Origin of the sequence: Paracidovorax oryzae ATCC 19882 (assembly GCF_000687165.1) — a bacterium.
GTDB lineage: Bacteria > Pseudomonadota > Gammaproteobacteria > Burkholderiales > Burkholderiaceae_C > Paracidovorax > Paracidovorax oryzae.
Genome location: NZ_JMKU01000002.1, coordinates 119,458 through 144,562, shown reverse-complemented (window position 1 = coordinate 144,562; position 25,105 = coordinate 119,458). Strand labels below are relative to the sequence as shown.

Sequence of the window (25,105 nt, the reverse complement as noted above, 5' to 3'; positions counted from 1 at the left end):
TACGCCATGGGTTTCTTTCTCGAAACGGTGTTCGGCGGCCTGATGGCCGGCATGCTCTACGCGCTCGTGGCGCTGGGGTTCGTGCTGATCTTCAAGGCCTCGGGCGTGTTCAATTTCGCGCAGGGCGCGATGGTGCTGTTCGCGGCGCTCGCGATGGCGCGCTTCGCCGAATGGCTGCCGCGCTGGCTGGGCTTCGACAGCCTGCTGCTCGCGAACGTGCTGGCCTTCTGCGCGGCGGTGGCGTGCATGGTGGGCGTGGCCTGGCTGGTGGAGCGGCTGGCGCTGCGCCACCTCGTGAACCAGGAGCCGATCGCGCTGCTGATGGCCACGCTGGGCATCACCTACTTCCTCGACGGCGCGGGCCAGCTCATCTTCGGCAGCAGCACCTACAAGATCGACGTGGGCATGCCCAAGGATCCGATGATCGTGCTGGAGAACGTCTTCGAGGGCGGCCTGCTGCTCTCCAAGGAGGACCTCTACGCCGCCGTGGTGGCCGCCGCGCTCGTGGCGCTGCTCTCGCTCTTCTTCCAGAAGACGCGCACCGGCCGCGCGCTGCGCGCCGTGGCGGACGACCACCAGGCCGCGCAGTCCATCGGCATCCCGCTCTCGCGCATCTGGGTGATCGTGTGGTCGGTGGGCGGCATCGTCGCGCTTGTGGCCGGGATCATCTGGGGCAGCAAGCTGGGCGTGCAGTTCTCCATCTCGCTCGTGGCGCTCAAGGCCTTCCCGGTGGTGATCCTCGGCGGGCTCACCTCGGTGCCCGGCGCCATCGTGGGCGGCCTGCTGATCGGCGTGGGCGAGAAGGTGTCCGAGATCTATCTCGGGCCGTTCCTCGGCGGCGGCATCGAGAACTGGTTCGCCTATGTGCTCGCACTGGGCTTCCTCCTCATCCGGCCGCAAGGGTTGTTTGGGGACAAGATCATCGACCGCGTGTAACCGGTAGAAGGAGGCAGGCACCATGTTCTACCGCGAAAACGGCCAGTTCAAGACCAGCTACCAGGCCGACCTGGCGCTGTTCCCCATCGCCCAGGACCGCTGGGCCCTGCTCGCCCTGCTGGCGGTGGCCTTCGTCGGCGTGCCGCTGGCGGGCAGCGACTATTTCTTCCGCGCCGTCGCGGTGCCGTTCCTGATCCTGTCGCTCGCGGCGATCGGGCTCAACATCCTCGTGGGCTACTGCGGGCAGATCTCGCTGGGCACCGGCGCCTTCATGGCCGTCGGCGCCTATGCGGCCTACAACCTGCAGGTGCGCATCGAGGGCATGCCGCTGCTGCTCGCGCTGCTGGGCGGCGGGCTCTGCGCCACGGTGTTCGGCGTGCTGTTCGGCATACCGAGCCTGCGCATCCGCGGGCTCTACCTGGCGGTGGCGACGCTGGCCGCGCAGTTCTTCACCGACTGGTTCACCAACCGCGTGAAGTGGGTGACCAACGATTCGTCGTCGGGCTCTGTGAGCGTGGGCAACCTGCAGATCCTGGGCTTCGGCATCGAGACGCCCGTGCAGAAGTACCTGCTGTGCCTGGGGTTCGTCGCCGTGTTCGCGCTGCTCGCCAAGAACCTCGTGCGCGGCGCCGTGGGCCGCGAGTGGATGGCCATGCGCGACATGGACGTGGCCGCGGCCGTGATCGGCATCCGCCCGGTGTACGCCAAGCTCAGCGCCTTCGCCGTGAGCAGCTTCATCGTCGGCGTGGCCGGCGGGCTCTGGGGCTTCGTGCACCTGGGATCGTGGGAGCCCGCGGCCTTCGGCATCGACCGCTCGTTCCAGCTGCTGTTCATGGTGATCATCGGCGGGCTGGGCTCCATCGCGGGCAGCTTCTTCGGCGCGGCCTTCATCGTGCTGCTGCCGCTGCTGCTGAACTACGTGCCCCACTGGCTGGGGCTGCCGCTGTCCACCGGCACGGCCACGCACCTGGAGCACATGATCTTCGGCGCGCTGATCGTGTTCTTCCTCATCGTCGAGCCGCACGGCCTCGCGCGGCTGTGGTCCACCGCGCGGCAGAAGCTGCGCATCTGGCCGTTCCCGCACTGAGCACGACCCGTTTCTATTCCGTTCCGCCAACGCACCACCCGAGTGCCCACATCCCAAGGAGACAAGCCATGCAACCCAGGAAGATCGCATCGATCGCCGCCGCCATCGCGGCCGGCCTCTCGGTATGGAGCGCCGCGCCACTGGCGCAGGCGCAGGCCGCGGGCGAGCAGTTCGTGCCGCTGCTCGTCTACCGCACCGGGCAGTTCGCGCCGCTCGGCATTCCCTGGGCGGACGGCAAGCAGGACTACCTGAAGCTCGTGAACGCGCGCGACGGCGGCGTGAACGGCGTGAAGCTCTCGTTCGAGGAGTGCGAGACCGCCTACGACGCGGCCAAGGGCGTGGAGTGCTACGAGCGCCTCAAGGGCAAGGGCGGCGGCGCCTCCGGCTTCGACACGCAGTCCACCGGCATCACTTTCGCGGTGACCGACAAGGCCTTCGTGGACAAGATTCCCGTCGAGACCCCCGGCTACGGCCTCTCGCAATCGGCAGACGGCACGGTGTTCGAGTGGAACTTCCCGCTGCTGGGCACCTACTGGACCGCCGCCGACGTGATGCTGCAGGACATCGCCAAGAAGGAAAAGGGCAGCCTCAAGGGCAAGAAGATCGCGCTGGTCTACCACGACAGCCCCTACGGCAAGGAGCCGATCCCTCTGCTGCAAAAGCGCGCCGAGGCCGACGGCTTCACGCTCAGCACCTTCCCCGTCACGCCGCCCGGCGTGGAGCAGAAATCCACCTGGCTGCAGATCCGCCAGCAGAAGCCCGACTACGTGCTGTTCTGGTCGGCCGGCGTGATGACGCCCGCCGGCATCCGCGAGGCACAGGCCAGCGGCTACCCGCGCGAGAAGATCTACGGCATCTGGTGGGCCGGCTCCGACCATGACGTGAAGGACATCGGCGCGGGCGCCAAGGGCTACAACGCCATCACCATCCACAACAGCGCCGCGAAGGACAAGGTGCACGACGACCTGAAGAAGTTCGTCTATGACAAGGGCCAGGGCACGGGTGCGCCCACGGGCGTGGGCACGCTGGCGCACACGCGCGGGATGATGATCTCCATGCTGCAGGTGGAGGCGATCCGCGCCGCGCAGGAGAAGTACGGCAAGGGCAAGGTGCTCACGCCCGAGCAGGTGCGCTGGGGCTTCGAGAACCTGGACCTCTCGGCCGACAAGCTCAAGGCCCTGGGCTTCGGCGAGATCATGCGCCCCGTGAAGACCTCGTGCCAGAACCACATGGGCACCGACTGGGCGCGCATCGTGCAGTGGGACGGGGGCAAGTGGAACATCCAGTCCGACTGGTACCAGGCCGACAAGACGCACATCGATCCGCTGGTGAAGGAGTACGCGGCGAAGTATGCGAAGGACAAGAACATCAAGCCGAGAACCTGTAGCTAACTCCCCCCTGAGCGGCTGCGCCGCTTCCCCCCTCTCTCGGCCCGCTGCGCGTTCCGGGAGGGGGGACGACACCCTCGGTGCGGGGCGGCCCTTCCTCGGTGTCCCTCGTACCCCTTGGCAGAGGCCTCGCTTCCATTACCGATGCGCCAGGCCTCGAACTGCACGGACCACTCACATCATGCCCATGGAGCCAGCCATGTCCACAGCCCCTCCGTCCACCGGTGAGCCCCTGCTCGTCGTCAACGGCATCGAGGTGATCTACCACCATGTGATCCTCGTGCTCAAGGGCGTGTCGCTTTCCGTGCCCGAGGGCGCCATCGTGGCCCTGCTGGGCGGGAATGGCGCGGGCAAGACGACCACGCTGCGCGCGGTCTCCAACCTGCTGGCGGGCGAGCGCGGGGAGGTCACGAAGGGCAGCATCGAACTGCGCGGCGAGCGCATCGAGCGGCTGTCGCCCGCTGCGCTGGTGGACCGCGGCGTGGTGCAGGTGATGGAGGGCCGGCACTGTTTTGCCCACCTCACGATCGAGGAGAACCTGCTCACGGGCGCCTACACGCGGCGCGACCGCGGCGAGGTCGCGGCCAACCTGGAGAAGGTGTATGCCTACTTCCCGCGCCTGAAGACGCGGCGCACCAGCCAGGCGGCCTATACCTCGGGCGGCGAGCAGCAGATGTGCGCCATCGGCCGCGCGCTCATGGCCAACCCGCGCATGGTGCTGCTCGACGAACCCTCGATGGGCCTGGCGCCCCAGATCGTGGACGAGGTCTTCCACATCGTGCGCGACCTCAACACGCGCGAGAAGGTCACCTTCCTGCTGGCCGAGCAGAACACGCACATGGCGCTGAAGTACGCCGACTACGGCTACATCCTCGAAAGCGGCCGCGTGGTGATGGACGGCGCGGCCGCCGACCTGGCCAACAACGAGGACGTCAAGGAGTTCTACCTGGGCATGGGCGGGGGGGAGCGCAAGAGTTTCAAGGATGCGAAGAGCTACAAGCGGCGCAAGCGCTGGCTGGCCTGATATGGAGGTCACCCCCTGAGCGGCTGCGCCGCTTCCCCCCGCTCTCGCCGCGCTGCGCACGGCGGGCAGGGGGACGACGCCAGTGGCCCGGCGAAGCCGGTTCCACGGCGTCTGCTGGTGTGGCCTGCTCCGCGGCCATTGGACGGGTGGCGCTCTGCGGGTTCCGGGGCCGCGCGCGAGGCTTTTGGCATGGATGCGAAGCCTGGCTGCACCCCTGTTTCGCATTGAAGATGAATTGCACAACCGCATGGATGAAGGCATGAGCATGATGGATTCCTACGACGCCCTCGAAACCCGCGCGCCCGAGGAGCGCGAGGCTGCGCTGATGGCGGCGCTGCCGGCGCAGGTGGCGCATGCGCGGTCGGCCACGGCGGCTTTCGGCGAGATCCTGGCGGGGGTGGATCCGCGGGCCGTGGCCAGCCGGGATGCGCTGGCCGCGCTGCCGGTGACGCGCAAGCACGAGCTGCTGGAGCGGCAGCAGGCGGGCCGTGCCGCGAACCCGTTCGGGGGTTTCAGCGCGCTGGCGTTCGGCCCGGCGATGCCGCGGGTGTTCGCGAGCCCGGGCACGCTCTACGAGCCGGAAGGCCGGCGGGCGGATTACTGGCGCATGGCGCGCGCGATCCATGCCGCGGGGTTCCGGCCGGGCGAGCTGGTGCACAACTGCTTCAGCTACCACTTCGTGCCCGCGGGCGCCATGATGGAAGGGGGCGCGCAGGCCGTGGGCTGCACGGTGTTCGCGGGCGGCACGGGGCAGACGGAGCAGCAGGTGCAGGCCATGGCCGAGCTGCGCCCGGCGGGCTATATCGGCACGCCGAGCTTCCTGCGCATCCTGCTGGAGAAAGCGGCGGAGACGGGCACGGCGCTGCCGCACCTGGGCAAGGCGCTGGTGTCGGGCGAGGCGCTGCCGCCCTCGCTGCGCGAGTGGTTCGCGGAGCGCGGCGTCGCGGCCTACCAGTGCTATGCCACGGCCGACCTGGGCCTGATCGCCTACGAGACGCGCGCCCGCGAGGGCCTGGTGCTGGGCGAGGACGTGATCGTGGAGATCGTGCGGCCCGGCACCGGAGACCCGGTGCCCGACGGCGAGGTGGGCGAGGTGGTCGTGACCACGCTCAACCCCGACTACCCCCTGGTGCGCTTCGGCACGGGCGATCTGTCGGCCGTGCTGCCCGGCCCCTGCCCCACCGGCCGCACAAACCGCCGCATCCGTGGCTGGATGGGCCGGGCCGACCAGACCACCAAGGTCCGCGGCATGTTCGTGCACCCCGGCCAGGTGGCCGAGGTGGCGCGGCGCTTCCCGCAGGTGGCGCGCGCGCGCCTCGTCGTGGGCGGTGAGATGGCCAGCGACACCCTGGTGCTGCGCGTGGAGACGTCGGAGACCGCCGGCGGGCTGGCCGACCAGCTGGCGGCCGCGGTGCGCGAGGTCACCAAGCTGCGCGCCGAGGTGGAGATGCTGCCGCCGGGCAGCCTGCCCAACGACGGCCGCGTGATCGAGGATGCGCGCAGCTACCGGTGACCGCGCGCAGCCACGATGCCCGCCGGCGCATGCCACAGGTGGATTGCACGGGGCTTACACTCACATTTCCATAGCAAATGATCCTTGATAGTCAATGGATCCAGCGCAAAAAAATTGAAAACCCTGCATCCCCGCGCCTCAGTGATTACCTTGATGTAGGCCCGAAAGCCCATGACTATCATGGCGCCTCTTCACGTAAGGAGCACCATGAAATCACTGTTCAAGACCGCCCTGCTGGCCGCTGCCGCATCCGCCGCTTTCGGCGTCCAGGCGCAGCAAGCCTTCCCCTCCAAGGACAAGACGGTGACCATCGTCGTGCCCTTCGCGGCCGGCGGTCCCACCGACCGCGTGGCACGCGACCTGGCCGAGGCCATGCGCAAGCCGCTGGGCGGGGTGAGCGTGGTGATCGACAACGCCGCCGGCGCCGGCAGCAGCATCGGCACCGCCAAGGTGGCGCGCGCCAACCCCGACGGCTACACCCTGCTGCTCAACCACATCGCCATGGCCACGATGCCGGCGCTCTACCGCAAGCTGCCGTTCAACGTGGCCACCGACTTCGAGTACCTGGGCATCGTGAACGACGTGCCCATGACGCTCATCGGCCGCCCCTCGCTGCCCGCCAACAACTACAAGGAACTCGCGACCTGGATCGAGCAGAACAAGGGCAAGATCAACCTGGGCCACGCCGGCCTGGGCGCCGCCTCGCACCTGTGCGGCCTGCTCTACCAGAACGCGCTCAAGGTCGAGATGACCACCGTCGCCTACAAGGGCACGGCCCCTGCCATCACCGACCTGATCGGCGGCCAGATCGACCTGCTGTGCGACCAGACGACCAACACCACCTCGCAGATCGAGGCCAAGAAGGTCAAGGCCTATGCGGTCACCACGGCCAAGCGCCTGACCACGCCCTCGCTCAAGGACCTGCCCACGCTGGCCGAGTCCGGCGTGAAGGACTTCCAGGTCACCATCTGGCACGGCCTCTACGCCCCCAAGGGCACGCCCGCCGAAGTGGTGGCCAAGCTGAACGAAGCCCTCAAGGCCGCCCTGAAGGACCCCGACTTCATCAAGAAGCAGGAAGGCCTGGGCGCCGTGGTGGCCGCCGACCAGCGCGTCGAGCCGGCCGAGCACAAGAAGTTCGTGCAGGCCGAGATCAACAAGTGGGGCCCGATCATCAAGGCCGCGGGCACCTACGCGGATTGACGACGGTCAATCCAGCATCTGCCGGACCTTGCAGGCCAGTGCCTCGATCGTGAACGGCTTGGCCATCATGTCCATGCCGGGCCCGAGGAACTCGCTGCGGACGTTCGCCTGGTTGGCGTAGCCGGTGATGAACAGCACCTTCAGGCCGGGGCGGAGCTGGCGGGCGACGTCGGCCAGTTGCCTGCCGCTCATGCCCGGCAGGCCCACGTCCGTGATCAGCAGGTCCAGGCCATCGAGCGCCTCCATCACCTCCAGCGCCGAGGGCGCATCGACGGCCTCGTGCGCCACGTACTCCAGGTCCGCCAGCACTTCCCCCAATATGGCCCGCAGGCCCGGCTCGTCCTCGACGAACAGGAGGGTTTCGCCGCGGCCGCGCGGCAGGTCGGCACTGGCCGTCGGCGCGGCGGGCTCGGGTGACGCGCCATCCGCCACGGTGGGCAGGTAGAGGCTCACGGACGTGCCTTCGCCCACGCGCGATTCGATCGCCACGTGCCCGCCGGTCTGGCGGGAGAACCCGTAGATCATCGACAGCCCCAGCCCCGTGCCCTGCCCGATGGGCTTGGTCGTGAAGAAAGGATCGAAAGCCTTCGCCGCCACTTCCGGCGGCATTCCGGTGCCGCTGTCGGTCACGGTGAGCCGGGCGTAGCGCCCGGGCTCCAGGTGCGGATGCTGCTTGACATAGAGGCGGTCCAGCACGACCGGGGAGGTCTCGATGGTCATGCGGCCGCCATGCTCCATCGCGTCGCGTGCGTTGATGCAGAGGTTGAGCAGGGCGTTCTCGAGCTGGTTGCGGTCGCTGCGGACCATGCCGAGCCCCGGCGCCAGCGACAGCCCGAGCCGGATGCTCTCGCCCAGCGTGCGCCGCAGCATCTCCTCCATGCCCAGCACCAGCGCATTGGCATCCACGTGCTGCAGATCGAGTGTCTGCTTGCGCGAGAACGCCAGCAGGCGGTGGACCAGCGATGCCGCGCGCTGGGCAGCCGTGCCGGCCATCGCGATGTAGCGCTCCGCCCCCTTCGCCTCGGGGACTGCGGCGAGCTTGCGCTGCAGCAGTTGCAGGCTGGAGATGATGGTGGCCAGCAGGTTGTTGAAATCGTGCGCGATGCCACCGGTGAGCTGGCCGATGGCTTCCATCTTCTGGCTCTGCCGGAGCTGGTCCTCGACCCTGCGCTGCTCGGTGACATCGCGCCCGGTGGCATAGCAGCGCTGCTCGAACGGCCGGGCCACCCAGGAGATGACGCGGTAGCTGCCGTCGCGACAGCGCAAGCGGTTCTCGAAGCGCATGGTCGTGTGGCCGTCTTCGAGCCGGCGCAGCTCGGCGATGGTCGGCTCGCGGTCGTCCGGATGCACCAGGTCGAGGAAGTTGGTCCGCAGCAGCACCTCCTCGGTCCAGCCGAGCGTCGAACCCCAGGCGTCGTTGACCGCCAGCAGCCGGCCGTTGGCATCGCAGACGTCCATCAGGTCGGTCGACAGGTGCCAGATCCGGTCACGGTCGGCCGCCTGTTCGGCCACCCGTGCCTTCAGGCTGTCGTTGAGCAGGCCGAGTTCCCGCACGGCATTGTCGCGCTCGCTGTTCAGGCGCTCGTGCTCCGTGCGGTCGCGCAGGATCTTGACGAATCCCTGCACCCGGCCCGCTTCGTCCTTCAGCGGTGTCATCTCCCCACTGGCCCAGAAGCGCCGGCCGTCCTTGCGCAGGTGCCAGCGCTCGTCGCTGGCATGGCCCCGGGCAAGCGCCAGGCGCATTTCCTCGCGCGGAAAATCCTGCGCGTTGTCCTCGGGCGTGAAGAACCGGTCCGGGGGCTGGCCGAGCATTTCCGCTTCCGTCCAGCCGAGCACCGCGCAGGCGCCCTCGTTCCAGCTGGTGACCAGGCCATCGAGCGAGAAGCTGATGATGGCGTAGTCGCGCGCGCTGTCGAGGATCTGGCGGTTGCGGCGCTCCTCGCGGATGCGCCCCTGCTCGGCAAGCACGATACGGGTGGTCTCGGTCACCACGAGGAAGATGCCCCGCACGCGCCCCTCGTCGTCCCAGATCGGGCTGTGGCAATGCGTGAAATAGGCCTCGCGCGCCGCTCCGTCGCGGTCGGGCGTGTAGCGGGCGTCCTCGGTGTAGAAGCTCTCTCCGGCCAGCACCTTCGAGAAGAACGGCTCCAGCTGGTCCCACATCTCGGACCACCAGTCGAAAGCCGGCTCCCCGAGATGCCCCGGGTGCTTGCGGCCCAGGCTCGCGGCATACGCGTCGTTGTAGAAGGTGTGCAGCCGGTCGCCCCAGTGGACCATCATCGGGAACCGGGAACTGAGCGTGGTGCGCACGGCCGCCTTGAGCTCCGGCGGCCAGCCATGGGGATCGCCGAGCGCATGGCGGCTCCAGTCGATGGCACGCAACAGCCGGGCGCACTCCCCTCCGGTAGAGGGAAACGGGCTGCGCGGGTCGGTATCGGATGCAGGAGGGGCGGACATGGGCGTTCTCGGGACGCAGGGCGGCTCCGGGAATTTCCAGGGGTACGTACGCCGGGCGGTCCCGGATTTTCTCAAAGAGTGCCGGCCAGGGCACATTCCACGCCGTTTCAGGGTTATCCATCTGCCGCCGCCGCGCCCCCCGGCCTACAACGAAACCACCGATCCACGGTTTCCGAAAGGCCCTCCCCCATGCCCCTGCCTGCCGACGCATCGCCTTCCCGCCGCCCACGCGCCCATGCCGCTGCCGCCGTGCAGGAGGCCGCCGTGCGCCGCCGCCGCACCATCGCCCTGGGTTGCGCGCTGCTCGCGGGCGCCGCGCTCGCGGCCTGGCAATCCCCCGCGCGCGCCGACACGTGGCCGTCCAAGCCCGTGCGCATCGTCGTGCCCTTCGCCCCCGGCGGCACCACCGACATCCTCGCGCGGGCCGTCGCGCCCGAGCTGAGCCGCTCCTTCGGGCAGCAGTTCGTGGTGGACAACCGCGCGGGCGCGGGCGGCAACATCGGCGCGGAGATCGTCGCCAAGTCGCCGGCCGACGGCTACACGCTGCTCATGGGCACCGTGGGCACGCACGGCATCAACCGCGCGCTCTACGGCAAGCTGCCCTACGACCCCATCAAGGACTTCGTGCCGATCACCCTGGTGGCCGCGGTGCCGAACGTGATGGAGGTCAACGCCGAGAAGGCGCGCGCGCAGGGCATATCGAGCGTGCAGGACTTCATCCGCTACGCCAAGGCCCACCCCGGCCAGCTGAACATGGCCTCCAGCGGCAACGGCACCTCCATCCACCTCGCGGGCGAACTGTTCAAGAGCATGACCGGCACCTACATGCTGCACATGCCCTACCGCGGCTCGGGCCCGGCCCTGCTGGACATGGTGGGCGGCAACATGGACGTGATGTTCGACAACCTGCCCTCCTCCATGGCGCAGATCAAGGCCGGCAAGCTCAAGGCGCTGGCGGTGACCAGCGCGACCCGCTCGCCTGCGCTGCCGGACGTGCCCACCGTGGAAGAGGCCGGCGGCCCGGCGCTCAAGGGCTACGAAGCCAGCTCGTGGTTCGGCCTGCTGGCCCCGGCGGGCACGCCCGCCGACATCGTGAACCGCATCCAGCAGGAAACCGCCAAGGCGCTGGCATCGCCCGCGGTGAAGGAGCGCATGCTGGCGCAGGGCGCCATTCCCGGCGGCAACACGCCGGCCGAGTTCGCGCGGCACATCCAGGCCGAGCACGCCAAGTGGGCCCGCGTGGTGCAGGCCTCGGGCGCCAAGGTGGACTGAGCCGCGGCGCTGCTACCAGGTGACCTCGCGGCCCTCGGCGGCGCTGCGGCGCAGCATGTCGATGAAGGGGGCCGCGCGCTGGCGCAGGCGCACCGCCTCGGCAGGATCGCCGCGCTCCTCGCGGCCCTCGGCGGCCGCATCGTCCTGCGCCTCGCCGCCCTCGGCGCGGCGGGCCTCGTCGGCGGCCACCGCGGCCTCCAGCGACTGGATGGCCGCGGGGATCTGCTCGGCCGTGATGATGCCGTGCGCATCGTCGGGGGACTTGCCGATCGCCTGCAGGATCTGGCGGCCGTGGGGCTGCAGCATGATGATGTCGGCCGTGGCCCGGGACTTGAATTTGTAGAGCATGGATCGGGAAGAGGACAGGTAGGAAAACGGGAGCGGGTCAGGAAGTGCGCGGCAGCCCCTCGTACATGTAGCCGCGCTGGAAAGGGTAGCCGGATTGCGCGCCCGGCATGGGGCCGGAATCGGTGCGGCCGTCGGGCCGGATGGCGAGCATCTGGTGCAGCGCCATCCATCCGCGCTCGAACCCCATGGCGCTGCCGGCCAGGTAGAGGCGGTAGGCGCGCAGCGCCCTGGCGCCGCGATCGGCTCCGGCCTCTTCCGACAGGATGGCCTCGGCCTCGGCCAGGCGCTCTTCCAGCGCGTCCGACCAGGCCCAGAGCGTGCGCGCGTAATGGGGGCGCAGGTTCTCGGTATCGACCATCTCCAGGCCGGCGCCGGCCATGTCGTGCAGCACGGCGCCCACGTGCACCAGCTCGCCGCCGGGAAAGATGTATTTCTCGATAAAATCGCCCATGCCGGCACCGAGCTGGTCGTTGTCCACGCCGCCCGCGGTGATGCCATGGTTGAGCAGCAGCCCGCCGGGGCGCAGCAGGCCCTGCACGCAGGCGAAATATTCCGGCAGGCGCGCCCTCCCCACGTGCTCGAACATGCCCACGGAGGCGATCTTGTCGAACGGCCGCTGTGCGGTGCGCGGCAGGTCGCGGTAGTCGCACAGCAGCATGCGCACCCGGCCCGACAGGCCCTTCTCCTCGATGAGCCGCGTCACATGGGCATGCTGGTTGCGCGAGAGCGTGATGCCGGTGCCTTCCACGCCGTAATGCTCCGCGGCCCAGAGCAGCAGCCCGCCCCAGCCCGCGCCGATGTCGAGGAAGCGGTCGCCGGGTGCGAGGCGCAACTTGCGGCAGATGTGGTCCAGCTTGGCCTCCTGCGCCCGGGCGAGGGCCATGCCCGCGTCGCGGTAGTAGGCGCAGGAATACACGCGGCGCGGATCGAGCCACAGCGCGTAGAAGCGGTCGGAGAGGTCGTAGTGGAACTGGATCTGCCGCGCGTCCCGGCCCAGCGTGTGCAGGCGGTAGGAGCGGATCCGGTGTGCCAGCGCGGCACCCCAGCGGGACGACCCGTGCGCCGGATCACCCCGCAGCAAGGCGCCGGCCGCGGCCATCAGGTCGCGCACGCGCCCTTCCATGGCCACGCGACCCTCCACGATGGCTGCGCCCACGTCGCCCACCTTGCCCCGCGCCAGGGCGGCGAGCGCCATCGCGTCGCGAAAGCGCAGCACCACGCGCGCGTCGCGCACGCCCAGCCGCTCGCCACCGGGCAGCTCCAGCGCGAGCCCGACCGGCGACGCGGCCAGCCGCTCTTCCAGGGCGCGCAGCAGGGGATTCATGGGGCGGATGTTGGACCTCGCCATGGCGAGCGTCAATGGCAACTGTCTTACAAACCCGGCCGCCAGAACGCCCTGCGGCCCGTCTATGGCTTAATAGAGGGTTTTCACAGCACGTTCCAGCAGGAGTCTCACACCATGGGCAACAAGATCGTTACCGAAGCCGACCGCAAGCGCACCCCCCAGCCGAAGCCGCTGCCTGGCATGTCCCTGCCCACGGGCGGCCGCGGCCAGCGCGTGAGCCTGGAGCGCGGCGTCGCCACGCGCAGCAAGAAGAACCCCGGCAAGCGCTCCAAGAAGGGCGGCTGAGCCCCCCTTTTCCAGCGGCGGCGCCCCGTGCGGCCGCCCTGCGCCCCCGAGCCCTCCTGCGCGAGGGCTTTTTTGTGCGCGGTGCCGTTCAGCGCGCGGGCCCGGGCACCTGGAACGCGGCACGCGCGGCCTGCGCCGCCTCACGCGTGGCGCAGCCCTCGATGTGGTCGTTGACCAGGCCCATGGCCTGCATGAAGGCGTACATCGTGGTCGGCCCGACGAAGCCGAAGCCGCGCTTCTTCAGGTCCTTCGACAGGGCCACGGCGGCCGGCGCGGTGGTGAGCGACTTCGCGGCCGCCAGCGTGAGCCGCTCGGGCCGCCCCTCGGCCGCGGCCGGTGCGAAGCGCCACACGTAGTGCGCCAGGCTGCCGAATTCACGGCGCAGCTCCAGCACGCGGCGCGCATTGCGGATGGCCGACTCGATCTTGCCGCGGTGGCGCACGATGCCCGGGTCGGCCAGCAGGCGCGCCACGTCGGCCTCGTCGAAATCCGCCATGCGCTCGGCATCGAAGTTCGCGAACCCCGCGCGGAAGGCTTCGCGCTTGTTGAGGATGGTGATCCAGCTCAGGCCCGCCTGGAAGCCCTCCAGGCAGAGCTTTTCGAACAGGCGCCGGTCGTCGCTCACCGGGAAACCCCATTCATGGTCATGGTAGTGGCGGTAGAGCGGCGTGGCGCGGCACCAGAAGCAGCGTGCGGGCTCGGCGGGGCCATCCGCGAACAGCCCTTCGGGCAATGCGGGGGCGGCGGCCACGGTGGCCGCCGGCTCGGCAGCGGGCGCAAGGGGAGCATGGGGCATGGCGCCATTCTAGGGAGCCGCAGCCGGGAACCGGCCGCCGCTCCGTACACTCCACCGTGCTCCTGCGGGCCGTTTCCCGTCCGTTTCGCCCGCCTCCTCGCCCATGACCTCCCTGATCCCCTCCACTGCCCGCACTGCGCGCCTCGCGGCCGCCGGCCTCGCAGGCGCCCTGCTCGCGGGCTGCGCCCATACCGGCGACACGCTGGGCTACTACTGGCAATCGGTGCGCGGCCACCTGCAGATCATGCGCGCCGCGGAACCGGTGGACGACTGGATCGCGCGGCCGGGCACCGCCGCGCCGCTGCGGGCCCGGCTGGAACTCGCGCAGCAGGCACGTGCGTTCGCGGTCGCGGAACTGCACCTGCCCGACAACGCCAGCTACCGCCGCTATGCCGACCTGGGCCGCCGCGCCGCCGTCTGGAACGTGGTGGCCGCACCGCCCGATTCGCTCACGCTGCACACCTGGTGCTTTCCGATCACCGGCTGCATCGGGTACCGGGGCTACTTCGCGGAAGGCGACGCACGGGCGGAAGCCGCGCGCCTCGCCGCCGGCGGGCTGGAGACGGCCGTGTACGGCGTGCCCGCCTATTCCACGCTGGGCTATACCAACTGGCTGGGCGGGGACCCGCTGCTCAATACGTTCATCGGCTGGCCCGAGGGGGATTTCGTGCGGCTGCTGTTCCACGAACTGGCGCACCAGGTGGTGTATGCCAACGGCGACACGATGTTCAACGAATCGTTCGCCACGGCGGTGGAGCGGCTCGGCGTGGCCCGCTGGCTGGCCGAGCGGGCCACGCCGCAGGCCCGGGCCGAATACGCGCTGGGCGAGGAACGGCGCGCCGCGTTCCGGGCGCTGGCCCGCGGCGCGCGCGAGCAGTTGGCGGAACTGTATGCACGGTCTGCCGGGGAAGGGGGCCAGCCCGGGCTGCAGGAGCACAAGCGCGAGGCGATGGAGCGATTCCGCACCCGGTACGCCAGGCTGCGTGCCGGCTGGCTGGCGCAGGGCACGCAGCCCGCGCAGATCGCGGGCTACGACCGCTGGGTGGCCGAAGCCAACAACGCGGCCTTTGGGGCGCAGGCGGCCTATGACGACCTCGTGCCCGCGTTCGAGGAGCTGTTCCGGCGGGAGGGGGGCGACTGGCCGCGGTTCTACCAGGCCGTGCGCCGGCTGGCCGCGCTGCCGCCGGACGAGCGGAAGCGGGAGTTGCGTGCCGCGCTGCCGGCGTCCGGGGACGCCGCGCCCCCGCCGGCCGCGGATTGAAGCGGGGCGGACGCCGCGCGGCGGCGGTCAGCTCAGGGTTTCGATCAGGTCGATGTACTGCTGCTTCGCGGCATCGCCGTCCGTGCCCTTGAGCTTGGTCCAGGCGTCCCACTTGGCGCGGCCCACGACGTCGGAGAAGCCGGGGCGGGCCTCCGCGTTGTCGCCCGCGGTGGCCTGCTTGTAGAGTGCGTAGATCTTGAGCAGCGTCGGGTTGTCGGGGCGCTCGCTGAGGTTCTTGGACTGGGCCACGGCGGCTTCGAAAGCGGCGTTCAGGTCGGACATGGGAAAGCGTGTCTCCGGGTGGATGGAGTGGGTATCTTAGACGCCCCTGTCAAAACATCTCCCAGTCGTCCGAGCCACCCGCAGCGGGGCTGGCGGCCGGGGCCGGGCGGGCAGCGGGCGCCGGAGGGGCGGAGGCGGCCGGCGGCTTGCCCGCCGTCCGGCCGGGCAGGGACGGCACGGGCCGTGGCGGATGCACCGCCCGTGCCGCGGAAGGGGCCGGCACCGCCACCGGACTGCGCGGCGCGGCCGGCGCGGCTCGGGGGGAGGCTGCCGGCGGCCCGGCGGGCGGTGCATGGTGCGGCGCCACGGCCGATGCGCGCGCCAGCTGGAACACCTCCACGGCACGCACCAGTTCGGCCGCCTGGGTGCTCAGGCTGCTGGCCGCTGCGGCCATCTGCTCCACCAGGGCGGCGTTCTGCTGCGTGGCCTGGTCCACGTGGGTGATGGCTTCGGCGATCTGGTCCACGCCCTGGCTCTGCTCGGCGCTGGAGGCGCTGATCTCGCCCATCAGGTCGGTGGCACGGCGGATCGAGGCGACGACTTCCGTCATGGTGGCCCCCGCCCGGTCCACGAGCTCGCTGCCGCGGCCCACGCGCTCGACGCTGCCGGTGATGAGCTCCTTGATTTCCTTGGCCGCCGTGGCGCTGCGCTGCGCGAGGGTGCGCACCTCGGCCGCCACCACGGCGAATCCGCGGCCCTGCTCGCCGGCGCGCGCGGCCTCCACGGCCGCGTTCAGCGCGAGGATGTTGGTCTGGAAGGCGATGCCGTCGATCACGCCGATGATGTCGCCGATCTGCCGGCTGCTGTCCTGGATCTCCTTCATCGTGTCCACCACCTGCGCGACGACGGTACCGCCATCGGCCGCCACGCTGGAGGCGGCCTGGGCCAGTTCGTTGGCGCGGCGCGCGCTGTCGGCGTTGCGGCGCACGGTCGAGCCGAGCTCTTCCATGGATGCGGCGGTCTGCTCGAGTGCGGAGGCCTGCCGCTCGGTGCGGGCGGACAGGTCGTGGTTGCCCGCCGCGATCTCGCGGCTGGCGGAGGAGACGCTCTCGGAACTGGACCGCACGGTGGTCACGACGGCCGCGAGGCGGTCGCGCATCGAGCCCAGGCCGGCCATCACGCTGGCGCCGTCCCGCGCGCGCACCGGCACGTCCACGGCCAGGTTGCCCCCCGCCACGGCCAGGGCCACCCGCTTGAGGTCGGGCGGGTCCGCACCCAGCTGGCGCACGACGGATCTCAGGTACCAGCTCAGCCCGGCGAGACAGGCCACCACGATCAGCACCGCGATCGTGGCGAGGTTGCGGTCGGTCTTGGCCAGTTCCTGCACGTCGTTGATGCGGTCGGTCAGGCGTTCGCCCTGGCGCTCCTTCTCCTTCCCGAGCGGCGCCAGCAGGCGGTTGCGCGCGGGGATCGTGCGGTCCACGAGCATGGCGAACGCCTCATCCTTGCGGCCGGCCTGGATGAGCTGGATGTTGTCGGTGCCGGTGGCCCAGAACTCGTCCATGAGCGCCGGTATCGGGGCATAGGCCTGGCGACCGTCGTCGGAGATCATGTTGTCCCCGAAATCCTTCAGCGTCTTCTGCAGCAGGGTGCGCTTTGCCGCGATGTCGGCCAGGGTGGCGTTGAGTTCCTCGGGCGTGCGCGAGAGGATGGCGTGCCGCAGCTGCAGCGAGACCCGCGTGACGTTCAGCTCCAGCTCGGCGATGCGCTGCAGCTGGGGAACGTTGTACGCGCGGACCACCTCGGCATCGTGGCTGAGCCGCTCCATCATGGTCCAGATCGAGACGGCCGCGACCGCCAGCAGTACGAAGATGAGCGCGTTGATCGCCGCCAGACGTCGCGCCATTGTCCAGCCGCCCCTTGCTTGCCCTGCCATGGATGCTCCTCCCGTCACGGTGAACGGCCGTGTGGTGTTCCGGAGCGCCCTCTCCCGCCCCGGTCACTGCCGATATGGTTGGTGTTTCGACATTGTTTGCAAGAATTTGCGAAAAAACCAGGGGGGCATGCGCGACACGGCGGCAGGCGCGTGACGAAAATCGCTGTAGGCCGTGCCTTTCGCCCATCCCGCGGGACAGGGCCGCGCAGCCGTCAGGGCCGGCCGGCCAGGCCGTCGGCGGCCTGCAGCAGCGCCTCGCGCGCCTGCTCGACAATGCGCGCCTTCCACGCCGGCGTGTCGGTGTAGAACGCGGCCAGCACCTGCTGCCGGATCGCCTCCGCCTGGCCGGAGGGCGCCTCGGGGTGCTGGTGCAGCCAGTGGTCGGCACGCAGGGCCTGCAGCACCTCCAGGATGGGCACGGTGCCGTATTCGAGCGCGATGCCGGTCATTTCGGCCTGCGGGCACTCTTCGTACACGCTGTTCCACATGAGCCCGGTGAGGAGGGCTGAGCTCGACGAGCCATCGTAGATCGACGTGACCGGCGTGGTGCCGCCCCCGCCCCACCAGGCCCGTGCACGCGCGATGGCGGAGGCCTCGTTGCGGCCGGCGTAGATGCGCTCGCCATGGCCGCTCGGCCCGAGGCCCGTGTGCAGGTCGATCCAGCCGATGTGCCGCGCGCCCGCACCGTGCGCGCGCAGCACGCGCCGCAGGGTGCGGTTGCTCCAGGTGGGCCCGGTGCCGCCGAAGAACAGGCCTTGCGGGAACTCGTGCTGCCCCGCGGTGATGGCGGCCTGCCAGGCCGCTTTGCCGCGCTCGGCGATGAACGCGGCCACGGCGCGCTCGTTCTCCGGCGACGGAGGCCACCGGGCCGGCAGCAGCAGCGGCGCGACATCGCGGTAGGCCTCGTTGACCGGCAGGGGGCGGCCGAAATCCTGGAAATTGCGGTTCAGGTCCACGTTCTCGTGCGTGGCGCGGCGCGTGTGCGAGAAGCCGTGCGGATTCAGCCCGTGGATGTAGAGCACCGCCAGCCCCGCATCCCGGGCCCGCGCGCGCCACGCCGCGTCGTGCAGCGCGACCACCTGCACCCCGCTGCCGCAATGGCCTTCCACGCCGTGGCAGGCGCTGCTCAGGATGAGCAGGCGGTGCGCATCGGCCGGCCCGTCGCGCACCACGTCCATCGCCAGCGCCTCGCCTTCGCGGCCCGGCAGCGGATGTGGATGCGACTCCACCGCGAGGCCGGCCGTGGCCGCCGCATCGAGGAACCGTGCGCGGGCCTGCGCATAGGTGGAAGAAAACGCGTGCGCAGGGACGATCATCCTGGGAGATTCCTGGGGAAATATGACGGACGGAAGAGGCGGCAGGAGCGGAAAGCGCAGGCACTGCCCGCAGCCGCGGCAGGAAAGGGGCGACGGGGGAGGCGGGCCGAAAGAGACGCGCCGCGGCCCGGCATGCAGGCCGTGGCGCGCCCGGTGCCAGGCGTCAGGCGGCGGGCCGCGGCGACGACAGCCACTGCCGGGCCAGTTCCACCCAGTAGGTGGCGCCCAGCGGGAGCAGGTCGTCGTTGAAGTCGTAGCTCGGGTTGTGCAGCGTGCAGGGGCCGCCGCCATGGCCCATCTCGCGGTGCGTGCCTTCGCCGTTGCCGATGAAGCAGTAGGCGCCGGGCCTGGCCTGCAGCATGAACGCGAAATCCTCCGCGCCCATGGTGGGCTCCTGCGGGGAGACGTGCTCCGCGCCCACGATGCCTTCCATCACGCGGCGCGCGAACGCGGCCTCGGCCGGCGCGTTCACGGTGGGCGGGTAGTTGCGGTGGAACTCGAACTCGCAGGTGGCTTCGTGGGCGGCGCAGGTGTGCTCGGCCACCTGCTTCATGCGTTGCTCGATCATGTCGAGCACTTCCAGCGTGAAGGTGCGCACCGTGCCCTGCAGTTCGCAGCTGTCGGGCACCACGTTGGTGGCCTCGCCGGTGTGGATCATGGTGACCGAGATCACGCCGGCATCGACCGGCTTCTTGTTGCGGCTGATGATGTTCTGGAACGCCTGCACCATCTGGCAGGCCACGGGCACCGGGTCGATGCCCATGTGCGGCATGGCGGCATGGCTGCCCTTGCCGCGGATGACGATCCTGAACTCGTTGGACGAGGCCATGACGGGGCCGGGGCTGACCGCGAACTGGCCGGCGCGCATGCCGGGCCAGTTGTGCATGCCGAACACGGCCTCCATCGGGAACTGGGTGAAGAGCCCGTCCTCGATCATCACGCGCGCGCCGCCGCCGCCCTCTTCCGCCGGCTGGAAGATCAGGTACACGGTGCCGTCGAAATCGCGGTGCTTCGCGAAATGCTGGGCCGCGCCGAGCAGCATGGCCGTGTGGCCGTCGTGCCCGCAGGCGTGCATCTTGCCGGGGTGGGTGCTGGCGTGCGAGAAGGTGTTGAACTCGGTGATGGGCAGCGCGTCCATGTCGGCGCGCAGGCCCACCGCGCGGCCCGAGGCGCCGCCGTCGCGGCCGTGCACGATGCCCACCACGCCCGTCTTGCCCAGCCCACGATGCATCGGGATGCCCCATTCGGCGAGCTTGGCGGCCACGATGTCGGCCGTGCGCACTTCCTCGAAGCACAGCTCGGGGTGCGCATGGATGTCGCGGCGCACGGCGGCGATGGATGCCGCCTCGGTGACGATGGAGTCGATGAGTTTCATAATGGGTGCTTCCTTGGTCCGGAGAGTCTAGCCCTGCCTCCGCACGTGCACCAGACAGGGTTATTCCACACCCCCACGATGCTGTCAGAACACGCCCTCTCGCTCGCCCAGGCCCTGGTGCGCATGAACACCGTGAGCCACCGCTCCAACCTGGAGCTCATCGATTTCATCCGCACGGAATTGGATCGCCTCGGCGTGAAGTGCCGGCTGACCTACGACGCAAGCAAGACCAAGGCCAATCTGTTCGCCACCCTGGGCGAGGGCAAGCCCGCGGGCATCATCCTCTCGGGCCACACCGACACCGTGCCCTGGGATGGCCAGGACTGGAGCATGGACCCGCTCTCGGCCACGGTGCAGGACGGCCGGCTCTACGGCCGGGGCAGCGCCGACATGAAGGCCTTCATCGCCATCGCGCTGTCGCAGGCGCGCCAGTTCCTGGAGAGCGACGCGCCCTTCGCCATCCACTACGCCTTCAGCTACGACGAGGAAGTGGGCTGCTTCGGCGCGCGCGAGCTCATCGCCGACCTGCGCGATGCCGGCGTGCGGCCCCTGGCCTGCATCGTGGGCGAACCCACCGACATGGTGCCGGCCATCGCGCACAAGGGGGTGTACCGCTACCGCTGCTGCGTGCGCGGCAAGGAGGCGCACTCCTCGCTCACGCCGCATTCGGTGAATGCGATCGAGATGGCCGCGCGCGTGGTGGGCCGCGTGCGCGACATGGCCGAGGGCTTCGAGCGCGAGGAGCCACGTTTCGACGGCTTCGACGTGCCCTTCTCCACCGCCAGCGTGGGCCAGTTCCACGGCGGCATCGCCGACAACGTGGTGCCGCGCGACGCGGAGTTCCGCTACGAATTCCGCGACCTGCCCACGGCCGACGCGGCCCGCATGCAGGCCGAGGTGGTGGCCTATGCGCGCTCGCTGGAGCCCGCGATGCAGGCCGTGGCGCCGCAGACGGGCATCACCTTCGACACCATCTGCGAGATCCCGAGCTTCCTGGGCAGCGCGCAGGCCCCCGTCACGCGCCTGGCCCAGCGCCTCGCGGGCGAGGCCGGCACCACGCTGGTCGCCTTCGGCACCGAGGCCGGCCTCTTCAAGAACGCCGGCATCTCCACCGTGGTCTGCGGCCCGGGCAGCATCCGGCAGGCCCACCAGCCCGACGAATACGTGAGCCTGGAGCAACTGGCCCGCTGCGAGGCCTTCATGCGCGGGCTGGCGCAGACGCGGGAGTTCGAGGGTCTCTGAGGAGGCTTCAGACCATCACCCGGCCGTCGCCGGTCAGCATCGACATCTCGACGAAGCGCGAGCCGGCGTGGCTGCCGCTGCTGAGGCTGATCGGATAGCCCGATACCGTCGCGGTGCCGATGGCTTCCAGGCCGGCGACGAGCGACTCGCGCGTGGACTTGCCGCCACCCTGCCGCAGGCCTTCGGCGAACACCCGGGCGGCCACGAAGCCTTCCATGCTTGAATAGTTGGCCTGCACCTTCCCGCCGCCCTTCTTGATCGCGTCCTGGAACTCCCGGGCGATCTGCCGCGTGGTCTGGTAGGGCGAAGGCATCACCTGCGAGACGACCACGCCCGCGCCGTCCCGGCCCAGCGCGTCGGCCAGGGCCTGCGTGCCCACGAAGGAGAGGTTGTAGAAGGTGCCGCCATAGCCCGCCTTGCGCGCCGCGCGCACGAAGGCGGCGCTCGCCGCATAGGTGGTGACCAGCACGATGGACTCGGGACGGGCGGCCACGAGCTTGTCCACGGCCGGGGCCACTTCCACCGAATTGCGGGGCACGGTCGCCGTGGCGTGCGGCTTGAGCTGGTCCTGCGCCAGGGCCAGGGTGACGCCATCCAGCCCCGCCTTGCCGTAGGCGTCGTCCTGGTAGAGCACGGCGATCCTGCGCAGTCCCAGGTGCGTGAGCTGCCGCACGATCACGGCCGTCTCGTCGTTGTAGGAGGCACGCACGTGGAAGATCAGGCGGTTGAAGGGCTGGCGCAGCGCCTCCGCCCCGGTGAAGGGCGCGAAGAAGGGTACCTTGGCCTGGTTGAACAGCGGCAGCGCCGCGAGGCTGGTGGGCGTGCCCACGTAGCCGAAGAGGGCCAGCACGTCCTGCTCGATGAACTTGCGGGTGTTGGCCGCGCACCGGTCGGGCTCGTAGCCGTCGTCCAGGGTGCGCAGCTCCACCGGCCGCCGGCCGATGCCGCCCTGGGCATTGAGCGCGTCGAAATACAGCTTCGCACCCGCGTGGAACTGCACGCCCAGCTGGGCGGACGGCCCGGAGAACGGCGCCGACTGGCCAAGCACGATGGGCCCTTCGGACTGCGAGCGCGCCGGCCCGAACCCCGCGACCGCGGCCATGCCCAGGCCGATGGAAAACCGCCTGCGCCCCAGAACTGCCTGCTTCATGGTGAAATCCCCCCTGGGGCTCGACAGCCGGCTCGCGGCAGATCCGGCCCCGATGTTGTTGAAACCTGGAAAGACCGCGCAGTGCCTGCCCAGTCCCGCCTGCGCGCGCAGTGTATCGCCCCGCCCCGCACGATGCCCACGATGGAAACCATTTCGCACACTCCCGCGCCGTCCGGCGCGCCCCTGCAGGTGCGCGGCGCATGCCCGCACGACTGCCCCGATACCTGCGCCCTGGTCACCACGGTGGAAAACGGCGTGGCCGTGCGGGTGCAGGGCAACCCGGCCCATGGCCACACCGACGGCGTGCTCTGCGCCAAGGTGTCGCGCTACGCCGAGCGCACCAACCACCCCGACCGCATCCTCACGCCGCTGCGCCGCGTCGGCCCCAAGGGCAGCGGGCAATTCGAGCCCGTGGGCTGGGACGAGGCGCTTTCGGATATCGCGTCGCGCCTCTCCGCCATCGCGGCGCGCGATCCGCAGGCCATCCTGCCCTACAGCTATGCCGGCACCATGGGGCTCGTGCAGGGCGAGAGCATGGACCGGCGGTTCTTCCACCGACTGGGCGCCTCGCTGCTGGGGCGCACCATCTGCGCCGCGGCCGGCGGCGAGGGCCTGAACCAGACGCTGGGCGGCAAGGTGGGCATGAAGGTGGAGCATTTCGCCGAGTCGCAGCTGATCCTGATCTGGGGCAGCAACTCCATCGGCAGCAACCTGCACTTCTGGCGCTATGCGCAGCAGGCCAAGCGCGCAGGCGCCCGGCTGGTGTGCATCGACCCGCGCAGGACCGAGACGGCCGACAAGTGCCACGAGCACCTGCAGCTGCTGCCCGGCACCGACGCCGCGCTGGCGCTCGCGCTGATGCACGAGCTGATCGCGAACGACTGGCTGGACCACGACTACATCGCACGCCACACCGTGGGCTGGGAAGGCCTGCGCGCGCGCGCACTGGCCTGGCCGCCCGAGCGCGCGGCGGCGGTGTGCGGGCTGCCGGTGGAGCAGATCCGGCAACTGGCGCGCGACTACGGCACCACGCGGCCGGCCGCCATCCGCCTCAACTACGGCATGCAGCGCGCGCGCGGCGGCGGCAATGCCACGCGCGCCGTGGCCTGCCTGCCGGCGCTCGTGGGCGCCTGGCGGCACCGCGCAGGCGGGCTGCTGCTGTCGAGCTCGGGGCAGTTCCCCGTGCAGCGGCAGGCGCTGCACCGGCCGGACCTGCTGCCCGGCGGCCGGATGCCGCGCACGGTGAACATGTCCACCATCGGCGACGACCTGCTGCGCGATGCGTCCGCCGGGTTCGGCCCGCGCATCGAGGCACTGGTGGTCTACAACAGCAATCCCGTGGCCGTGGCGCCGGATTCGGCGAAGGTCGTGCGCGGCTTCGCGCGGGACGACCTGTTCACCGTGGTGCTGGAGCACTTCCAGACCGACACGGCCGATTACGCGGACTACGTGCTGCCCGCCACCACGCAGCTGGAGCACTGGGACGTGCACGTGGCCTACGGCCACACCGACGTGCTGCTGAACCGGCCGGCCGTGGCACCGGTCGGCCAGTCCAGGCCCAACACGCAGGTGTTCCGCGAACTGGCCGCGCGCATGGGCTTCACCGAGCCCTGCTTCGCCGACAGCGACGAGGACCTGTGCCGGCAGGCCTATGGCGGCCACGTGGACTTCCAGCAGCTGCTGGACACGGGCTTCGCCACGCTGGCCATCCCCGACGCGCCGTTCGCGGAAGGCGGCTTCCCGACGCCCTCGGGCCGCTGCGAGTTCCACAGCGAGCGGCTGGCCGCGCAGGGGCTGGATCCGCTGCCGGACTACCTGCCCAACCACGAGCCGGCGCAGCCCGGTGGCCGCTACCCGCTGGCGATGATTTCGCCGCCCGCGCGCAACTTCCTGAATTCCACCTTCGTGAACGTGAAGAGCCTGCGGCAGATCGAGGGCGAGCCGCTGCTGGAGATGCACCCCGACGACGCCGCAGCGCGCGGCATCGCGGACGGCGCCACGGTGCGCGTGTTCAACGACCGCGGCAGCTACGCCTGCCGCGTGGCGCTCAACGGCCGCGCGCGGGCGGGCGTGGTCCATGGCCTGGGCATCTGGTGGCGCAAGTTCGGCCTGCAGGGCACGAACGTGAACGAGGTCACCGGCCAGGCCCTGACCGATTTGGGGGCTGCGCCGACGTTCTACGACTGCGCGGTGGAAGTCGAGACCTTGGCCGCCCCCTGAGCCGCCTTCAGCGGTTCATCACCACCCAGCCCGTCACCACCGCCACCTGGCTTTCGTCGAGCGTGGTGGCCGTGGTGCTGCCAAAGGCCATGCGCTCGTCCACGCTCCAGGGCACGCCGGTGGTCACGGCCACCAGGGCGGCCTGGGAATTCTCCCGCATGCGGCCGAAGCGCGCGTCCGCGCTGCCGTCGATCTGCGCGTCCAGCAGGGAGGCCAGCGCCGGGGTCATGCGCTTGAGCACCATCACGTTGCGCGGTCGCGAGACATAGGTGCCGACGGCCGTCCCCGGCTCGGCCCAGGCCACGTTCTGGAAGCACACCTCCACCTCCTGCGGGTTGCCGTTGGAGTCCAGGTAGGCGTAGCGGCTGGCCTGCCCTTCGGCGCGGCCCTGCGGCAGGCGGATGCCGGCGGCCAGGAACACGTTGAGCAGGTCGTTGCCGCACAGCTCGTTCGTGTTGCCGTTGACCAGGCCGGTGGGGGCCGTGGCCGAATCGCCGGGCACGATGCCGGTGCCCGCGACGTAGGCGTCGTAGGCCATCAGCCATCCCTGCACGAAGCTGGAAGAGATGCGCTGGTAGCTGGCGTTGCGCTGCAGGTCGCGGCCCACGGCCACGGCGCCGATGATCAGGCCGATGACGACCAGCGCGATGGACAGCTCCAGCATGCTGAAGCCGCGTTGCGCGGCAGCACGGCGGCGGGGGGCCGGGCGGTGGATGGGAAGAAGGCGCATGT

Annotated in this window: 21 protein-coding genes; 11 read left to right on the top strand and 10 right to left on the bottom strand. The window is 70.3% G+C overall.

From position 1 onward, the window contains the following. Nucleotides 1-6 precede the first annotated feature (6 nt). From T336_RS0102435 to T336_RS0102410, 6 genes are all read left to right on the top strand, one after another. The gene (locus tag T336_RS0102435; RefSeq protein ID WP_011793943.1) at nt 7-936 is read left to right on the top strand and encodes a branched-chain amino acid ABC transporter permease; all 930 of its coding nucleotides are present in this window, start codon (nt 7-9) and stop codon (nt 934-936) included. A 22-nt stretch (nt 937-958) separates the two neighbouring features. Beyond that, nucleotides 959-2,023, top strand: coding sequence for a branched-chain amino acid ABC transporter permease (locus tag T336_RS0102430; protein ID WP_026431362.1), 1,065 nt, complete (start codon nt 959-961; stop codon nt 2,021-2,023). 68 nt (nt 2,024-2,091) lie between these two features. Then, nucleotides 2,092-3,414 carry an ABC transporter substrate-binding protein gene (locus T336_RS0102425; RefSeq protein WP_026431361.1) on the top strand — a complete coding sequence of 441 codons (1,323 nt, stop codon included), beginning with the start codon at nt 2,092-2,094 and terminating at the stop codon, nt 3,412-3,414. 196 nt (nt 3,415-3,610) lie between these two features. Continuing rightward, nucleotides 3,611-4,435 (top strand): ABC transporter ATP-binding protein, encoded by an 825-nt coding sequence (locus tag T336_RS0102420; protein WP_026431360.1) that lies wholly within the window; start codon nt 3,611-3,613, stop codon nt 4,433-4,435. A gap of 265 nt (nt 4,436-4,700) precedes the next feature. Next, the gene (locus tag T336_RS0102415; protein WP_026431359.1) at nt 4,701-5,948 is read left to right on the top strand and encodes a phenylacetate--CoA ligase family protein; all 1,248 of its coding nucleotides are present in this window, start codon (nt 4,701-4,703) and stop codon (nt 5,946-5,948) included. Between the two features lie 207 nt (nt 5,949-6,155). Then, a complete protein-coding gene (locus T336_RS0102410; RefSeq protein WP_019700155.1) occupies nt 6,156-7,148 on the top strand; it encodes a tripartite tricarboxylate transporter substrate-binding protein in 993 nt (330 codons plus the stop codon). 6 nt (nt 7,149-7,154) lie between these two features. Here T336_RS0102410 and T336_RS24700 read toward each other — a convergent pair whose 3' ends face one another. Further along, on the bottom strand, nt 7,155-9,605 hold the full coding sequence (locus T336_RS24700) for a PAS domain-containing hybrid sensor histidine kinase/response regulator family protein (protein ID WP_051647034.1): 2,451 nt from the start codon (nt 9,603-9,605) through the stop codon (nt 7,155-7,157). 189 nt (nt 9,606-9,794) lie between these two features. Between T336_RS24700 and T336_RS0102400 the strand changes: the two genes are divergently transcribed. Further along, the gene (locus tag T336_RS0102400; RefSeq protein WP_026431358.1) at nt 9,795-10,877 is read left to right on the top strand and encodes a Bug family tripartite tricarboxylate transporter substrate binding protein; all 1,083 of its coding nucleotides are present in this window, start codon (nt 9,795-9,797) and stop codon (nt 10,875-10,877) included. A gap of 12 nt (nt 10,878-10,889) precedes the next feature. On the opposite strand, the gene T336_RS0102395 is transcribed toward T336_RS0102400, so the two are convergent. Together T336_RS0102395 and T336_RS0102390 are read right to left on the bottom strand one after the other, a co-directional pair. Beyond that, entirely contained in the window at nt 10,890-11,225 is a 336-nt protein-coding gene (locus tag T336_RS0102395; protein WP_019700152.1) for a DUF1840 domain-containing protein, read from the bottom strand. A 37-nt stretch (nt 11,226-11,262) separates the two neighbouring features. Next, complete coding sequence (locus T336_RS0102390) at nt 11,263-12,549, bottom strand: class I SAM-dependent methyltransferase (RefSeq protein ID WP_026431357.1); 1,287 nt, start codon at nt 12,547-12,549, stop codon at nt 11,263-11,265. Between the two features lie 135 nt (nt 12,550-12,684). On the opposite strand from T336_RS0102390, the gene T336_RS27090 reads away from it, so the two are divergent. Then, nucleotides 12,685-12,855 (top strand): hypothetical protein, encoded by a 171-nt coding sequence (locus T336_RS27090; RefSeq protein WP_011793934.1) that lies wholly within the window; start codon nt 12,685-12,687, stop codon nt 12,853-12,855. A gap of 88 nt (nt 12,856-12,943) precedes the next feature. Here T336_RS27090 and T336_RS0102380 read toward each other — a convergent pair whose 3' ends face one another. Continuing rightward, the gene (locus T336_RS0102380) at nt 12,944-13,651 is read right to left on the bottom strand and encodes a DNA-3-methyladenine glycosylase I (protein ID WP_026431356.1); all 708 of its coding nucleotides are present in this window, start codon (nt 13,649-13,651) and stop codon (nt 12,944-12,946) included. Nucleotides 13,652-13,754: 103 nt separating this feature from the next. Between T336_RS0102380 and T336_RS0102375 the strand changes: the two genes are divergently transcribed. Further along, nucleotides 13,755-14,912 (top strand): aminopeptidase, encoded by a 1,158-nt coding sequence (locus T336_RS0102375; protein ID WP_026431355.1) that lies wholly within the window; start codon nt 13,755-13,757, stop codon nt 14,910-14,912. 27 nt (nt 14,913-14,939) lie between these two features. Here T336_RS0102375 and T336_RS0102370 read toward each other — a convergent pair whose 3' ends face one another. From T336_RS0102370 to T336_RS0102355, 4 genes are all read right to left on the bottom strand, one after another. Beyond that, nucleotides 14,940-15,194, bottom strand: a complete 255-nt coding sequence (locus tag T336_RS0102370) for an acyl-CoA-binding protein (protein ID WP_019700148.1) — start codon at nt 15,192-15,194, stop codon at nt 14,940-14,942. Between the two features lie 49 nt (nt 15,195-15,243). Then, nucleotides 15,244-17,070 (bottom strand): methyl-accepting chemotaxis protein, encoded by a 1,827-nt coding sequence (locus tag T336_RS0102365; protein ID WP_026431354.1) that lies wholly within the window; start codon nt 17,068-17,070, stop codon nt 15,244-15,246. 212 nt (nt 17,071-17,282) lie between these two features. After that, a complete protein-coding gene (locus tag T336_RS0102360) occupies nt 17,283-18,386 on the bottom strand; it encodes a M14 family metallopeptidase (RefSeq protein WP_026431353.1) in 1,104 nt (367 codons plus the stop codon). Nucleotides 18,387-18,549: 163 nt separating this feature from the next. After that, nucleotides 18,550-19,761, bottom strand: coding sequence for a M20 aminoacylase family protein (locus T336_RS0102355; protein WP_019699944.1), 1,212 nt, complete (start codon nt 19,759-19,761; stop codon nt 18,550-18,552). Between the two features lie 78 nt (nt 19,762-19,839). On the opposite strand from T336_RS0102355, the gene argE reads away from it, so the two are divergent. Further along, on the top strand, nt 19,840-21,003 hold the full coding sequence (gene argE, locus T336_RS0102350) for an acetylornithine deacetylase (RefSeq protein ID WP_019699943.1): 1,164 nt from the start codon (nt 19,840-19,842) through the stop codon (nt 21,001-21,003). 7 nt (nt 21,004-21,010) lie between these two features. Here argE and T336_RS0102345 read toward each other — a convergent pair whose 3' ends face one another. Then, entirely contained in the window at nt 21,011-22,153 is a 1,143-nt protein-coding gene (locus tag T336_RS0102345; RefSeq protein ID WP_026431352.1) for an ABC transporter substrate-binding protein, read from the bottom strand. A 141-nt stretch (nt 22,154-22,294) separates the two neighbouring features. On the opposite strand from T336_RS0102345, the gene T336_RS0102340 reads away from it, so the two are divergent. Next, entirely contained in the window at nt 22,295-24,373 is a 2,079-nt protein-coding gene (locus tag T336_RS0102340) for a molybdopterin-containing oxidoreductase family protein (protein WP_026431351.1), read from the top strand. A 7-nt stretch (nt 24,374-24,380) separates the two neighbouring features. Here the strand turns inward: T336_RS0102340 and T336_RS0102335 are convergent, their stop codons facing one another. Further along, nucleotides 24,381-25,103, bottom strand: a complete 723-nt coding sequence (locus T336_RS0102335; RefSeq protein ID WP_019699940.1) for a type II secretion system protein — start codon at nt 25,101-25,103, stop codon at nt 24,381-24,383. Nucleotides 25,104-25,105 lie beyond the last annotated feature (2 nt).